Origin of the sequence: Mesorhizobium erdmanii USDA 3471 (genome assembly GCF_000472705.1) — a bacterium.
GTDB classification, from domain to species: domain Bacteria; phylum Pseudomonadota; class Alphaproteobacteria; order Rhizobiales; family Rhizobiaceae; genus Mesorhizobium; species Mesorhizobium erdmanii.
The window spans coordinates 35493-50231 of the sequence record NZ_AXAE01000029.1; the positions used below are offsets into that span (position 1 = coordinate 35493).

The window sequence follows — 14739 nt, forward strand, 5'->3', positions numbered from 1 at the left end:
ACCTCGATGCATATGCGCAAATCGGCGAAGGCGCTTTCCCTTCTCCCACAAGAGGAGAAGGGAAGACCGCGCGCGAGCGCCGCGCTCGCAACCCTTGTCCTTTCCATCCTCTTCCTGATCCTGCCGGCGCTGGCCGCCCGCGCCATGGAAATCCAGCAGGTCACCTCGCCAAAAGGCATCACGGCCTGGCTGGTGGAGGATTATTCGGTGCCGATCGTCGCCGTCCGTTTCGTCTTCGGTGGTGGCTCGACGCAGGATCCGGCGGGCAAGGAAGGACTGGCCAATCTGATGACCGGCCTGTTCGACGAGGGCGCCGGGCCTCTCGATTCGGAAGCCTTCCAGATCAAGCTCGACGATGCAGGCGCCGAGATGAGTTTCGACGAGACCCGCGACGGCATCTACGGCTCCATGCGCATGCTGGCAGAACAGCGCGACGAGGCCTTCGACCTGTTGCGGCTGGCGGTCAACGAGCCGCGCTTCGACCAGGCGCCGATCGACCGCATCCGAGCCCAGATTCTGTCCGGCATCATCGCCAACGAGAACAATCCCGACACCGTGGCGCAGAGCAAATGGGCGCGCGCCATCTATGGCGACCATCCCTATTCGCGCTCCGACCAGGGCACCAGGCAGAGCATCGCCGCCGTCACGCAGAACGATCTGAAAACCCTGCACAAGGCAGTTTTCGCACGCGGCGGCCTGCATGTCGCCGTGGTCGGCGCCATCGACGCCGAGACGCTGAGGAAGAAGCTCGACATGGTGTTCGGCGACCTGCCGCAAAACCAGGCGCTCACCCCCGTCGCCGATGTCGAGCCGAAGCTGGCGCAGCATCTGGAGGTCAATTACGACCTGCCGCAGACCTCGCTGCAGCTTGCCTGGCCGGGCGTGAAGCGCAAGTCGGCGGATTTCTTCCCCGCCGTCCTGATGAACGAGATCCTTGGCGGCGGCACCTTCACCTCGCGCCTGTACCAGGAGGTGCGCGAAAAGCGCGGGCTCGCCTATGGCGTCAACTCGTCGCTGGTCAACCAGGACCATGCCAATGCGCTGATCGTCACCACCGGCACGCGCTCCGACCGCGTCGCCGAGACGCTCGGCATTGTCCGCGATGTCGCCAGGCAGCTGGCTGAGGACGGCCCGACCGAGGCAGAACTGGCGGCCACCAAGAAATATCTGATCGGCGCCTATGCCATCACCAATCTGGACTCTTCGAGTTCCATCGCCGCGACGCTGGTCGAATTGCAGCTCGACGACCTCGGCATCGACTACATGCAGCGCCGCGCCGGCTATATCAACGCGGTGACGCTCGACCAGGTCAAGGCGGCGGCCAAAAAGCTGCTGACGACCGAGCCGACGATCATGGTGGTCGGGCCGCCGCTGGCCGGGGACGGCAAGGGATGAGCCCGACTTTCGGCATAGCTTTCGGCGGCGGCGGCGCGCGCGGGCTGGCGCATATCCATGTCATAGAGGCGCTGGACGAGCTCGGCATAAAGCCGGTGGCGATCGCCGGCTCGTCGATCGGCGCCATCATGGGCGCCGGCATGGCCGCGGGCATGACCGGCAAGGACATCCACGACTATGCCCGCTCGATCCTCGGCCGCCGCGCGGAGGTGGCGAGCCGCATGTGGCGCGCCCGCCCGGGCACGATCGCCGAAGCCATGCAAAACGGTATCCGCGTCAGCCAGTTCAATGTCGAGCGCATCCTGAAGGCGTTTTTGCCGGATGCCATTCCCGAAACCTTCGCCGCGCTGAAAATCCCGCTGAAGGTGACGGCGACCGACTATTTCGGCCACAAGCTCGCCGTCTTCGATGAAGGCGACCTGCATTCCGCGCTCGCCGCCTCGGCCGCCATTCCCGCCGTATTCCGCCCGGTGATGCGCGACGGCAGGCTGCTGATCGACGGCGGCATCTACAACCCCGTGCCGTTCGACCTCATCGAGAACGATGCCGACATCATCATCGGCGTTGACGTCGTCGGAGCACCCGAAGAGGCCGACCGCAAGCACCCCACCTCTGTCGACCTGATGTTCGGCGCAACCCAGCTGATGATGCAGTCGATCATCGCCAACAAGCTGAAACAGTGCCAGCCCGATATTCTGGTCCGCCCGGCGGTGTCGAAATACCGCGTGCTCGATTTCCTGAAGATCGACGCGCTGATGAGCGAGACGGCGGATATCAAGGATCAGCTGAAGCGCGAGGTGGAGCGAGCGGTTGAGACGCGGGGCGGGAAGGGGAAGAGGGGGAAGCGGCTGGCTAGGTAATCGACGGGTTTTCTGGCTCGATAATCAGGGAGCGAGGCGACGCTTGATGCGATCGACCACTGTGCGAATTGGGGCGGATGTGCGCCAGGTCGTGCTGGAAATTATGGCGGCCAAGTGAGTCTGCGCGTCCAGGCTCGCCTTTCGTATGCATTCAATCTCTTCAATCAGCTTTGAGTTATCAGACCGCAGTCGGCCTATTTCGGCGTGGATTTTTGGAGAATGCACCTCAGTTATGTGTGACCATAGCTGCCGCTGCGACCGCTCCAGATAGGTCTCCCGATCCAACGCATGAGGTTGAAGCTGATCCCGGACCGCTGAGGCCACACTGCCCAGGCCCACAACGGCCACGGTGTCTGGAAGGAACACTGTTTCGTACGTGATACCGAGATGATCGAGGAAACGTTCCGCGTTGACTATCGCGTCCGCGATTAGGTTGGCGTCGTGGAAGGAAATGATGCAGTCCGGGTTCATAAGTGGCAAAACACCGACAAAGTCCGAAAAGCAGGCTCTGTTCGTGTGCTCGCCGTCGATCAGTGCAAGTGTGGCCTTGAAGTCGACTGCGTCGGGGCGCAGATCCGAGACGTCGCTGTCAATCGTGGTCAGCTTGGCCATTGCGGCAGGGGGGAGCCAATCCGACAGTCCGGCGATCATGCGGGCAGCTGAGTTTTCGGGATAGTGGAAGACTTGCGAGCGTTCGTCAGGCTGCGCGGGGGGGCGCGGATCAACCGATATCGCAGCCTCGCAGGCCGGATCAATCAGGTGTGGGAACAGGCTGCCGCCAAGATGCGATCCGACCTCCAGATATACATAATGGCCCAGCACCGACCGAGTGACGTTCTGCACGCGCAAGAAACTCTTCCGATCACTGAGGGTGCTCTCGGTCTTGACCTGGAAGACGGCAATATCGAGCTTCTCGATCATGCCTATGGCTTGATCCGGGGTTGGCATTGGGCGGCTCCCTACGCATCTGGTTGCGATTGCACGTCGCGAATTGATGGTCGTTCCGTTGCACTTTGGCTGGATATCCGCAACAGCATATTTGGATAAGGAAACGTGATGCACTGAAAGGTCGACTGTGAACCGCCTCTATACAGATCTCTTGATCAAGATCATTACCAATACAATCTACGGCTCCGGCTCGCAGGTGATGGACCCCGCGAGAATTGGCGAGTCGACTCCGTTCAATCGCGAGGATCGGCTCAATGGCCGCGATTGGCCAACGGTCGCCCATTCGATGGCTGGCATCAAGCGCCTGACCAATCTGCGCGACCTCGTCCAGCGCGCCATTGATGAGAATGTGCCCGGGGATTTTATCGAGACCGGCGTCTGGCGCGGCGGCTGCTGCATCCTCATGCGCGGCGTGCTGGCCGCCAACGGGATCAAGGACAGGAAGGTTTATGTCGCCGACTCATTCGACGGTCTGCCGCCGCCCGATCCCGAGAATTTTCCGGCGGATCGCGGCGACAGGCTGCACGAGTTCCGTCAATTGGCGATCGATCAAGCGCAGGTTGAATCAAATTTTGCCGCCTATGATTTGCTGGATGAGCAGGTGGTCTTCGTCAAAGGACTGTTCGGCGACACACTACCCAGCCTGAAAGCTGGTCCCTTCGCCCTGATCCGGTTGGACGGGGATCTATACGAGTCGACAATAGACAGCCTCGAGGCGCTCTATCCAAGGCTGTCGCCCGGCGGTTTCGCGATCATCGATGACTTGGCGCTGCCGACTTGCCGTCAGGCGGTCGAGGATTACCGCGCACGCAACCAAATCACCGCACAGATGTACGAGATAGACTGGACCGGCGGTTGGTGGCAGAAGTCCATTGCCGACACCTGAGGCACGGAAGCGCGATGAAGCAGAACCACGTGTCGGTCATTGTTGTTGCCTACAACATTCCCCGAGAACTGCCCCGAACCCTGCTTTCACTTGCATTGCCCTATCAGCAAGGAGTGACGACCAACGACTATGAAGTCATCGTCGTCGACAATGGATCATCACCTGCGGTCAGCGCGAGCCTTGTAGAGGAATATGGGCCGAACTTTCGCCTGCTATGCATAGATGACGCGTCACCTTCGCCCGCAGCTGCCGTGAACCTCGGAATCATGGCGGCCCGGGGAGACAAGATCGGCGTCATGATCGACGGTGCACGTATTGTCACGCCCGGCTTGGTGCATTTCGCTGGCGTCGGCACAGTCATGGGGCGGGCTGCAGTGGTGGCCGCGCCCGGATGGTACCTTGGGAGCGACATTCAGGGCAATGCGCCCCGGAATGGATATACACGGATGGTCGAGGATTCGCTTTTGCAATCGATCCGATGGCCGGAGGACGGATATCGACTGTTCGAAATCGGCACGATGGACGAGTCCTCGGTCGATCCGTGGTTCTCGCCGATAGCCGAAGCCAATGCTCTCTTCATGAGCAGGAAGAGTTGGCACGCGATCGGTGGCATGGATGAACGTTTCAGACAGCCTGGAGGCGGCCTCGTTAATCTCGATACGTTAGAGCGTGCGATGAACCTGCCGGAGGCAAAGCTAATCCTCACTTTGGGAGAGGCAACATTTCACCAATTGCACGGCGGCATATCCACCAACGCACCCATAGAACAGCAGTCCAAGAACTGGATACGCTGGAAGGCCGAAAGGGATGCATTAAGGGGACAGGAGGACCTTCGATTTCATATCCCTTCCGCGTTTGTGGGATCACTGCCTCGATCACTGTTGCCGCATCTTGCCCGTGCAACGATAGCATCCCCTTTCAGGGTTGGCCCGGCCGTTGTCGCCGGGTTTAGGGCGGAACTGAAGCCGCCAGAGGGTTCCCCACCAACGAATCAGACAGCAGCAACACTGGTTAGCTTGGCCAAGGTACAGTTTCAATCAGGGCATTACCAAGCGGCGGCAGATATCCTTCGCATGGCAAGCACACATGCTCCCGCGGAACTGGCGGCGTCGCGACTTCTTGCATTTTCCGGCATTCTTGCTCGACATAATCCGGTTCGAGATGCCACCTACTTTGCCGGAATCGGCGATGCGTACTTCGCCATTGGCGAGACTGAAAAGGCTACGGTTCAGTACCGAAAGGCGTTGGATCTCAACTCCGGTGCCGTGGAGCCAGTGGTTGCGCGGCTCCAAGCCAATCTGGGGGAAGAAAGAGGAGAGCTGTCAAGGCGGTTAGTATCGGTACAATCAGAGGTCGAGGAGAATTTGATGGGTGGATTTCTGCACCAGTATTTTTTGAACAACAGCGGCAAGGAGATATACAAATGGCTGCACTATTTCAACGTTTATGAACGTCATTTCGAAAGGTTCAGGAACCGGAGGCCTGTCGTCGTGGAGGTGGGCGTCTACAAAGGAGGATCGCTTGAAATGTGGCGAGCCTATTTCGGTGAGGGGGCTCGGATTGTTGGCATTGATATCGACCCTGCATGCAAGGCACACGAGGCAGAAGGCATTGAGGTTTTTATCGGCAGTCAGGATGACACTGAACTTCTCGATAGGGTCGTTGGCAAGTACGGCCCCATAGACATTGTCATCGATGACGGCAGTCACATGATGGATCATGTGGTTGCGACATTTGAGCATCTCTATCAGCACGTGCAGCCGAACGGGATTTACCTCGTCGAGGATACACATACGAGCTATTGGGATGATTATGGCGGCGGGCTCCGCAAGCCGGGGTCTTTCATGGAATTCGTCAAGAGGAAGCTCGACGAGATCAATGCGCATCACGCGCGCGGCACATTGTCGGCGACCGCGTTCACCAATTCGACGGACTCAATCTGTGTCTATGACAGCATTGTCGTCTTTGAAAAACGACAGCAAGGCAAACGCCAGTCGATCATGACCGGTAAGAGCTAGAGACTCTCTTGGCCGCCCTTCCCGTAGCCCAAAATCCGGCTATGCCGTCCGAAAGCAGCTGGCCGCAGCTTGGTGCCGGCCTGGGCTAGATGCCGGCTGAACCAATCAACTGCCCTTAATCCTTCGCACGCTCCACATAGGACCCATCGGCCGTCATCACCACCACCCTGGTGCCCGGCGCGATGTGCGGCGGCACGGTGGTGCGCACGCCGTTGGAGAGCACGGCGGGTTTGTAGGAAGACGAGGCCGTCTGGCCCTTGGTCGTCGGCTCGGTCTCGACCACTTCGAAGGTGGCGCGTTGCGGCAGCACGAGCGCGATCGCGATGCCGTTGAACTGCGAGACCTGCACCGGCATGCCTTCCTGCAGATAGGGGGCTGCATCGCCGACCACGGCTTCCGTCACCGCCACCTGGTCGTAGGTTTCCGGGTTCATGAAGTGGTAGCCTTCGCCGTCGGCGTAAAGGAAGGTGTGCTCGCGCTCCTCGACATAGGCGCGCTCCACCTGCTCGGTGGTGCGGTAGCGCTCCGACACCTTCACCCCGTCGCCAATGCGGCGCATGTCGAGCTGCGTCACGGGCGTGCCCTTGCCTGGATGGATGTTTTCGGCAAAGAGGATCACATAAAGCTTGCCGTCCTTGTCGACGACATTGCCTTTGCGGAGCGAACTGGCGATGACTTTCACCACGGTTTTTTATCCTGCGAGAGTTGACGGGCGTTTGCCGGCTTGTGCGGCGCTGGAACGGGGCCTAGCGCATCTTGGCGCGAACCGCCAGCCCCCCATGCTCACCGGCATGCCTGCAAACCACCCATGACCGCTGCTTCACCGTGGTGGACGCCACATGTCCACGCCGACCGCCGCCCGCGATTGCTGTTGCGCAATGGCCTCACCGCGGCCTTGCGCGACTGGTTTGCCCAAAACGATTTCATCGAGGTCGAAACGTCGGCGCTCCAGGTGTCGCCCGGCAACGAGGCGCATCTGGCGGCTTTCGCCACCGAGGCGGTCGGACCGGATGGCGCGCGCTCGCCGCTTTATCTCCGCACCTCGCCGGAATTCGCCTGCAAGAAGCTGCTCGCCGCCGGTGAGGTCAGGATTTTCAGCCTCGGGCCGGTCTACCGCAACCGCGAGCGCGGCCCCTTGCACCATCCCGAATTCACCATGCTCGAATGGTACCGGGTGGGCGAGGCCTATGAGAACCTGATGCGCGATTGCGCCGATCTGCTGGCGTTGGCCGCGACAAGGGCAGGGGCCACGCGCTTTTCCTTCCGGGGCCGCGACTGCGATCCGTTTGCCGAACCGGAGCGGCTGACGGTGGCGGACGCATTCTCCCGCCTTGCCGGTATCGATCTCCTGGCCACGGTCGCCGCCGATGGTGGCACCGATCGGGATGCGCTTTACGCCGCCTTGACCCGTGCGGGTCTGCGCACGGCGACCGACGACAGCTGGGCCGACCTGTTCAGCCGCGTGATGGTGGAAAAGATCGAGCCCAATCTTGGCTTCGGCCGCGCCACCATCCTCTACGAGTATCCGGTCGCGGAGGCCGCACTTGCCCGGCCGAGCCCGCGCGACCCGCGCGTCGCCGAGCGCTTCGAGCTCTATTGCTGTGGTGTCGAGATCGCCAACGGTTTTGGCGAACTGACCGATGCCGAGGAGCAGCGCCGGCGCTTTATCCTCGAGATGGATGAGAAACAGCGCATCTATGGCGAGTGCTACCCGCTGGACGAGGATTTCCTCGCAGCGCTCGCCATCATGCCGCAGGCTAGCGGCATCGCGCTCGGCTTCGACCGGTTGGTCATGCTGGCAACCGGCGCCCAGAAGATCGAGGATGTGATCTGGACGCCTGTGGCGGCGTCCTGAGACCACCAAACGCAGGGGTTGCCCCTTCATCCGCTGGCCTGGAGTCCATGCCGATGCCGGCGGCAATCACGCCATGGATTCCGGTCTTCGCCATTGCACAAGCCGGGTCGGAACAATAGATGGGTGGGCGCGGCCGCAAGCTGGCCGCGACAAGCAGGATCACGGGCATGGCCGACACATCAGACGCTAAAAAACTGACCGACCGCGTCGCGGCACTTGTCGAGGCCGCCAAAAAGGCAGGCGCCGACGCTGCCGACGCGGTCGCCGTGCGCGGCCGCTCCACTGGAGTGTCGGTGCGGCTCGGCAAGGTCGAGGCTACCGAATCGTCCGAGGCCGAGGACGTCTCGTTGCGCGTCTTCGTCGGCCAGCGGGTGGCGAGCGTCTCGGCCACCGCCGCGTCCGATCCGCGCTCGCTGGCCGAGCGAGCCGTTGCCATGGCCAAAGTCTCGCCCGAGGATCCCTTTCAGGGTCTCGCCGACCCGGCGCTGCTGGCCAAGCAAACGCGCGATCTCGATTTGTTCGACGCCACCGAAGTGTCGGCCGACCAGTTGAAGGAAGCAGCGCTGGCGGCGGAAGCGGCAGGGCTTGCCGTCAAGGGCGTGACCAATTCGTCCGGCGCCAGCGCCGGTGCCGGTCTCGGCGGGCTGGTGCTGGCCACCTCGCACGGCTTCATTGGCCACTATGTCGGCTCGCGTTTCTCGCGTTCGGCCAGCGTCATCGCCGGCGAGGGCACCGGCATGGAGCGCGACTATGAATTCTCCTCGCGCCTGCATTTTGCCGATCTCGATGCGCCCGAAGACATCGGCCGAAAAGCCGGCGAACGCGCCGTGCGCCGCCTCGGCGCTCGCAAGGCTGCGACCGGGCCGGTAGACGTGGTGTTCGATCCGCGCGTGGCGCGCGGCATCGCCGGCCATATCGCCGGGGCCATCAATGGCGCGTCCGTGGCGCGCAAGACCTCGTTCCTGCGCGACATGATGGGCAAGCAGGTGGCCGCATCCGCGATCACCGTCACCGACGAGCCGCTCCGACCGCGTGGCCAGGCCTCGCGTCCGTTCGATGGCGAAGGTATCGAGGGCGAGAAGCTGCTCATGGTCGAAAAGGGCGTGCTCAACCACTGGTTCCTGTCGACTTCCGCCGCACGCGAACTCGGCCTTGTCACCAATGGGCGCGGATCGCGCAGTGGTTCTTCCGTCTCGCCGTCCTCGACCAATCTCGCCATCGAACCGGGCGAGCGTTCGCCCGAGGATATGATCAAGTCGCTCAGGACGGGCTTCTATGTCACCGAAGTGTTCGGCCACGGCGTCGACATGATCACCGGCGAATACAGCCGCGGCGCGTCCGGCTTCTGGATCGAGAATGGCCAGCTTGCCTATCCGGTCGCCGAAGTCACCATCGCCTCGAACCTGAAGACGATGTTCCTCAACATGGTGCCCGCCAACGACCTCGACCGCAATTTCGGCACCGCCGCCCCGACGCTCCTGATCGAAGGCATGACCCTTGCCGGGGCCTGAACCGACCGCTTCCCCTTCCGGCGACATTGGGGATCTGCCGCTGCTGCGCGACGCCGCCCGCGAGGCGGGGCTCATCGCCATGCGCTACTTCGGCAACAGCCCGCAGGTCTGGATGAAAGGCGGTACCTCGCCGGTCAGCGAAGCCGATCATGCGGCGGACGCCTATCTGCGCGACACGCTGCTGGCGGCGCGGCCGGATTACGGCTGGCTGTCGGAGGAGACGGTCGACGATCCGGCCCGGCTTTCGGCGCGCCGCACCTTCGTCGTCGATCCGATCGACGGCACGCGTGGCTTCCTGGAGGGACAGCGCACATGGTGCGTCAGCGTCGCCGTCGTCGAACATGGCCGAACGCTTGCCGGGGTGCTCGAATGTCCGGCGATGGACGAGACCTACTGGGCGCAGCCCGGCCAAGGCGCCTTCCGTAACGGCAAGCGCATCGCGGTGCGTACGCTTGGCGACAAGGCCGAGATATCAGGGCTGAAGCAATTGATCGACCTGGTGCCGGCCAACTGGCAGAAGCGGCTGACACGGGCGCCCTACAGCCCTTCGCTCGCCTATCGACTGGCGATGATCGCCAATGGCACGCTCGACGCCACGTTCGTCAAGCCGAATGCGCATGACTGGGACATCGCCGCCGCCGATCTCATCCTGCGCGAGGCCGGCGGCCTGTTGCTCGACCCGCATGGCCGCGCGCCGCTCTATGCCGGCGAGGTGACCCGCCATGGCGCGCTCGCCGCCGGCAGCGGTGAATTGCTGGCGGTGCTCGTCGATGTCATCGCCGGACTGCATGCGTGAAACCACATTCGCAGGTTCCAAAGTCGGCGGCTTTGGTCTAGACCTGTCACAAACTCACAATATGTGAAGGACCGGCATGACCGCGGAAGACGGGAAGAAGCAGCTTTTGCACCTGGTGTTCGGCGGCGAACTGAAGAAGCTTGGCGGCACCGAGTTCCGGGATCTCGACGGGCTCGACATTGTCGGCATCTATCCGGACTATCAATCCGCGCACACGGCGTGGAAGGCCAAGGCGCAAGCCAGCGTGGACAATGCCCATATGCGTTATTTCGTCGTTCATCTCCATCGCCTTCTGGACCCCGACAGCAAGGTCGTCGGTTGACTTCGATGGAGCATGACCTGGCGAAGGAGCCAGCCAGCGAGGCCGCGTCCACCGGCAGGGGCCGCAGCCGCACGACCAAGGCGTTCTGGCGCAAGATCCGCGAACCGCTAGCGCAGTCGCGATTCGTCAAGAACGCCATTGCCAGCCTGCTCGCCCAATTCGTGCGCCTGGTTCGCCTGACCAGCCCCCTGGTCGCCGGATCGGCGCGCTTTTCGGGCGGCGCCTATGCTGAGTTCGAGCCCGGCATCATCGCTCTGTGGCATGGCCAGCATCTTTTGACGCCAGCCTATTATCCTAAGCGCAAACCGCTGGTCGCCATGGTGTCGCGCAGTGCCGATGCCGAGCTCAATGCGCTGATGCTGGAGAAATTCGGCATCGAGGCGGTGCGCGGTTCGGGTGGGCGCGACAATGCCAGGCATCTCGACAAGGGTGGGGCCAAAGCGCTCATCGCCCTGAAAAAGTCGCTCGTTGCCGGCAAGAACGTTGCCATGATCGCAGACATTCCGCACGGCACGCCGCGCGACGCGGGGCTCGGTATCGTTCTCCTGGCGCGCCTTTCGGGCCGGCCGTTGCTGCCGGTCGCCATCGCCACCAGCCGCCGCAAGGTGCTGGAGAAGAGCTGGGACAAGACCACCATCAACCTGCCGTTCGGCCGATCCGCCGTGACCATCGGCACGCCGATTTTCGTGGCGGCCGACGCCGACGACGCAGAAATGGAGCGCAAGCGCCAGGAAGTCACCGCCGCTCTCAATGCCGCGACGGCCGAGGCCTATCGTCTCGTGGATGGCCGGCGATGAGCGGCCGCTGGGCGCGTACCATGCTGACGGCATACCGCTTCGCCGGTGCGGCAGCCTATCCGTTGGTCGGCCCCTATGTCGCCTGGCGCACCTCGCGCGGCAAGGAAGACCGCAACCGCCGCCGCGAGCGCTACGGCGTCGCCGGCCGCCCGCGCCCCGAAGGGCCCGTGATCTGGATCCATGCCGCGAGCGTCGGCGAGACCATAGCCGTCGTGCCGCTGGTCGAAAGCATTCTCGACTATGGCGTCAACATCGTGCTGACGACCGGCACGGTGACATCGGCCCAGGTTGCCGACGAGCGGCTCGGCGACCGCATCATCCACCAATATGTGCCGCTCGACCTGAAGCCGGCGGTCAGCCGGTTCCTCGACCACTGGCGGCCGGACCTGGCGATCATCGCCGAATCCGAAATCTGGCCGATGACCATCCTCGAACTTGGCGCGCGCCACGTACCGCAGGTGCTGGTCAATGGCAGGCTGTCCGATCGCTCGTTCACCTCGTGGAAGAAGCGGGCCAACATCGCCGAGGCGCTGTTCGAGAACCTGGCCCATGTCGTCGCCCAGTCCGATGTCGATGGCGAGCGTTTTCGCGCACTGGGTGCCCGGCCGGTGACGGTGTCGGGCAACCTCAAGGTCGATACCAACCCGCCGCCCGTCGACGAACGGGCGCTGGCCACCATGCAGCGGCAGATCGGCGGCCGACCGACCTGGGCGGCAATCTCGACCCATGATGGCGAGGAAGTGGTCGCGGCGGAAGTCCACGCGACGCTGCACAAACGTCACCACGGCCTGCTGACGATCGTGGTGCCGCGCCATCCCGATCGGGCGGAAACCCTTGCCGCGCAGATTTCCGGCATGGGCCTGAAGGTCGCGCGGCGCAGCAAGGGCGACCGCATCGGGCCTGACACCGATATCCTGCTCGGCGATACGATCGGCGAGATGGGGCTTTATCTCCGGTTGACCGAGATCGCCTTCGTCGGCCGCTCGCTGACCTCGGAGGGCGGCCAGAATCCGCTCGAGCCGGCCATGCTCGACACCGCGGTTCTGGCCGGGCGCAACGTTCAGAATTTCCGCGAAGCCTATCAGCGCCTGATTGACAGCGGCGGCGCCAAGCTGGTGCGCGATCGCGACATGCTGGCAGGTGCGGTCAATTTCCTTTTGACCAACGAAGTGGCGCGCCACGAGATGATGGCGGCAGGGATCGCGACCGTCGACGAGATGCGCGGCGCGCTGGCGCGCACGCTGAGATCGCTCGAACCCTATATCCAGCCGCTGGTCGTCAAGTCGCGCCTGAAGGGCGCCAACGGGCGCTAGCGTGGCCTCCGAAGCACCACCATTCTGGTGGGAAGAGCCGGACTGGAAAGTCCTGGCGCTGTCGCCGTTGTCGGCTATCTACGCACTCGTTGCCGGCCGTGGCATGCGGCGGGCCCGCCGTGAGAAGATCGAGGCGCCGGTTCTGTGCATCGGTAATTTCACTGTCGGCGGCACTGGCAAGACGCCGGTGGCCATCGCGCTCGCTGAACAGGCCAAGCGCATGCGACTGAAGCCCGGTATCCTGTCGCGCGGCCACGGCGGATCCTTCGCCGAGCCGCACGTCGTCGATGCCGATCACGATGCCGCCAAGCATGTCGGCGACGAGCCGCTGCTTTTGGCCGAACACGCCCCGGTGGCGGTGACGCCGAACCGCGCCGCCGGCGCCCGGCTGCTCATGGAAAAGCACGGCTGCGATTTCCTGATCATGGACGATGGCTTTCAGAGCGCGCGCATCCATATCGATTATGCGCTGGTCGTGGTCGATGCCCGCTACGGCATCGGCAATGGCCGTGTCATTCCGGGTGGCCCGCTGCGGGCCAAGATCGTCGACCAGCTGGTCTTCACCAGCGGACTGTTGAAGATGGGCGAGGGTACCGCCGCCGACGCCGTGGTGCGCCAAGCGGCGCGCGCCGGCCGGCCGATCTTCGAGGCTCATACCGAGCCAAACAGCAAGGCGGGGCTTGCCGGCAAGCGCTTCCTGGCCTTCGCCGGCATCGGCCATCCTGACAAATTCTTCGACACGGTGCGGGCGGCAGGCGGCGAGGTCGTTCTCTCAAAGCCCTTTCCGGATCATCATTTCTATGCCGAGGATGAGTTGGCCGAACTGGCGGCGACGGCGCTTGCCGAAGGCATCGGCCTCATCACCACCGCCAAGGACGCCGCCCGGCTGCGCCACGGCGCCGCGCAGGACTTTCTCGACAAACTCGAGGTGCTGGAAATCGACGCGGTGTTCGAGCTCGACCACGTTCCCGAACGCATCATCGAGGAAACGCTCGATGCCTGGCGGCAGCGCAAGCTGAGGGGCTGAACAGCAATCGGCGTCGTCTGTGGCGCACTCGGGCGTGCTTCCGCTCCCTCAGCGCCGGCTGCGCAGCTCCGGATGCACCTCGATTTCGCGGCGCAGCGAGGCGGTGGCGCTCACATAAGGCTCCTGCCTGGCGACGCTCCAGTATTTCAGCTCATCCAGGGGGATGCTTTCCCCGGTCACCGCGCAGCGCACGAACGAGCCGGGGCTGGTGACCTGGAAATCGCCATCAAGATAGCGGATGCGGGCTTCCTTGCCGCCCGGGCCTTCGAAACGGTTCATCATGCGGTGGTGCCGAGGTTCATACGGATTTCATCGCCACAAATCGCGGGCCAGGTCAAGCATGTGACAAGCTTGGGACAATGCTGAGGCGTTAACACAATCTTAAAAGTTTCTGTTTTGGGGGCATGATGGATATTTCTTCCGCCCGCCTGGCTTCCTTGCTCAAGGAGGCGGTGACGCCGCAGCCCGTGCCGTTGGCGAAAGCCGATCCGGTCAGGACGGCGCTGGTCAGGGAACTGGTCCAGCCCGCCGCGCCCTCCCTGTTCGCCCAACGCACGGCGCCGGCTTTGCTGGCGATGCCTGTGGCACCCATCGCCGTCAAATCGCAGCAGATCGCTTCTTCCGGTATCGTCGAAGCCTATCAGGTCCAGCTCGATACGCGCGACGAGGCGGTATTGGCAACGGTGGTGGGGAGAAAGGCAGCGCCCGAAGCTGAAACGCAGCGCGGCGCCTTACCGCCTTCGGCAACGGCCAATGACAACGCTCCCGCCAGGGCTGCCGGGGTGTCCTTGCTGTCGTTTATCCCGCCGCAGGCTCCTGTCCTGCAAAACGCTGCTGCCCTGGCTACGCCGGCGGGACGGCGAAGGCCTATCAATCAATCCCACGCTGCGGCAGCCAACCCCGAGGGTTTGCTGGTGAGGATCGGCTTTGTGTCGATCATGACCGGCTTGTTGGCGACAGTGATGTTCGGGTTCGTTTTGCTGCTGCTTCGCTGAACGAATCGGCGATAGG

15 protein-coding genes are annotated in these 14739 nt (G+C 63.1%); 12 read left to right on the top strand and 3 right to left on the bottom strand.

Features of this window, described 5'->3' with window-relative positions:
- Nucleotides 1–6: 6 nt before the first annotated feature.
- Together A3AU_RS0122860 and A3AU_RS0122865 are read left to right on the top strand one after the other, a co-directional pair.
- Nucleotides 7–1395, top strand: coding sequence for a M16 family metallopeptidase (locus A3AU_RS0122860; RefSeq protein WP_245235552.1), 1389 nt, complete (start codon nt 7–9; stop codon nt 1393–1395).
- Nucleotides 1392–2255, top strand: coding sequence for a patatin-like phospholipase family protein (locus A3AU_RS0122865; RefSeq protein ID WP_027054949.1), 864 nt, complete (start codon nt 1392–1394; stop codon nt 2253–2255). The genes A3AU_RS0122860 and A3AU_RS0122865 overlap by 4 nt, the downstream gene beginning before the upstream one ends.
- A 24-nt stretch (nt 2256–2279) precedes the next feature.
- Here A3AU_RS0122865 and A3AU_RS0122870 read toward each other — a convergent pair whose 3' ends face one another.
- The gene (locus A3AU_RS0122870; RefSeq protein WP_161633526.1) at nt 2280–3176 is read right to left on the bottom strand and encodes a class I SAM-dependent methyltransferase; all 897 of its coding nucleotides are present in this window, start codon (nt 3174–3176) and stop codon (nt 2280–2282) included.
- A gap of 178 nt (nt 3177–3354) precedes the next feature.
- Between A3AU_RS0122870 and A3AU_RS01000000135890 the strand changes: the two genes are divergently transcribed.
- A complete protein-coding gene (locus A3AU_RS01000000135890) occupies nt 3355–4089 on the top strand; it encodes a TylF/MycF/NovP-related O-methyltransferase (protein WP_245235550.1) in 735 nt (244 codons plus the stop codon).
- 14 nt (nt 4090–4103) lie between these two features.
- A complete protein-coding gene (locus A3AU_RS1000000138220; protein WP_081709632.1) occupies nt 4104–6107 on the top strand; it encodes a glycosyltransferase in 2004 nt (667 codons plus the stop codon).
- Nucleotides 6108–6222: 115 nt separating this feature from the next.
- Here A3AU_RS1000000138220 and efp read toward each other — a convergent pair whose 3' ends face one another.
- A complete protein-coding gene (gene efp / locus A3AU_RS0122890; protein WP_081294356.1) occupies nt 6223–6792 on the bottom strand; it encodes an elongation factor P in 570 nt (189 codons plus the stop codon).
- Nucleotides 6793–6915: 123 nt separating this feature from the next.
- On the opposite strand from efp, the gene epmA reads away from it, so the two are divergent.
- The 7 genes from epmA (at nt 6916) to lpxK (ending at nt 13728) form a co-directional block, all read left to right on the top strand.
- Nucleotides 6916–7962 (top strand): EF-P lysine aminoacylase EpmA, encoded by a 1047-nt coding sequence (gene epmA / locus A3AU_RS0122895; protein WP_027054952.1) that lies wholly within the window; start codon nt 6916–6918, stop codon nt 7960–7962.
- A 167-nt stretch (nt 7963–8129) separates the two neighbouring features.
- Nucleotides 8130–9473, top strand: a complete 1344-nt coding sequence (locus A3AU_RS0122900; RefSeq protein ID WP_027054953.1) for a TldD/PmbA family protein — start codon at nt 8130–8132, stop codon at nt 9471–9473.
- On the top strand, nt 9460–10269 hold the full coding sequence (locus A3AU_RS0122905) for a 3'(2'),5'-bisphosphate nucleotidase CysQ (protein WP_027054954.1): 810 nt from the start codon (nt 9460–9462) through the stop codon (nt 10267–10269). Before A3AU_RS0122900 ends, A3AU_RS0122905 begins: the two co-directional genes overlap by 14 nt.
- Nucleotides 10270–10345: 76 nt before the next feature.
- Nucleotides 10346–10591, top strand: a complete 246-nt coding sequence (locus A3AU_RS0122910) for a DUF4170 domain-containing protein (protein WP_027054955.1) — start codon at nt 10346–10348, stop codon at nt 10589–10591.
- 5 nt (nt 10592–10596) lie between these two features.
- Nucleotides 10597–11388, top strand: coding sequence for a lysophospholipid acyltransferase family protein (locus A3AU_RS0122915; RefSeq protein ID WP_027054956.1), 792 nt, complete (start codon nt 10597–10599; stop codon nt 11386–11388).
- Complete coding sequence (waaA, locus tag A3AU_RS0122920) at nt 11385–12701, top strand: lipid IV(A) 3-deoxy-D-manno-octulosonic acid transferase (RefSeq protein ID WP_027054957.1); 1317 nt, start codon at nt 11385–11387, stop codon at nt 12699–12701. Before A3AU_RS0122915 ends, waaA begins: the two co-directional genes overlap by 4 nt.
- 1 nt (nt 12702) lies before the next feature.
- Nucleotides 12703–13728, top strand: coding sequence for a tetraacyldisaccharide 4'-kinase (gene lpxK, locus A3AU_RS0122925; protein ID WP_027054958.1), 1026 nt, complete (start codon nt 12703–12705; stop codon nt 13726–13728).
- A 48-nt stretch (nt 13729–13776) separates the two neighbouring features.
- Here the strand turns inward: lpxK and A3AU_RS0122930 are convergent, their stop codons facing one another.
- Nucleotides 13777–14010 carry a DUF2093 domain-containing protein gene (locus tag A3AU_RS0122930; protein ID WP_027054959.1) on the bottom strand — a complete coding sequence of 78 codons (234 nt, stop codon included), beginning with the start codon at nt 14008–14010 and terminating at the stop codon, nt 13777–13779.
- Between the two features lie 125 nt (nt 14011–14135).
- On the opposite strand from A3AU_RS0122930, the gene A3AU_RS0122935 reads away from it, so the two are divergent.
- Nucleotides 14136–14723, top strand: coding sequence for a hypothetical protein (locus A3AU_RS0122935; RefSeq protein WP_027054960.1), 588 nt, complete (start codon nt 14136–14138; stop codon nt 14721–14723).
- The last annotated feature ends 16 nt before the right edge of the window (nt 14724–14739 follow it).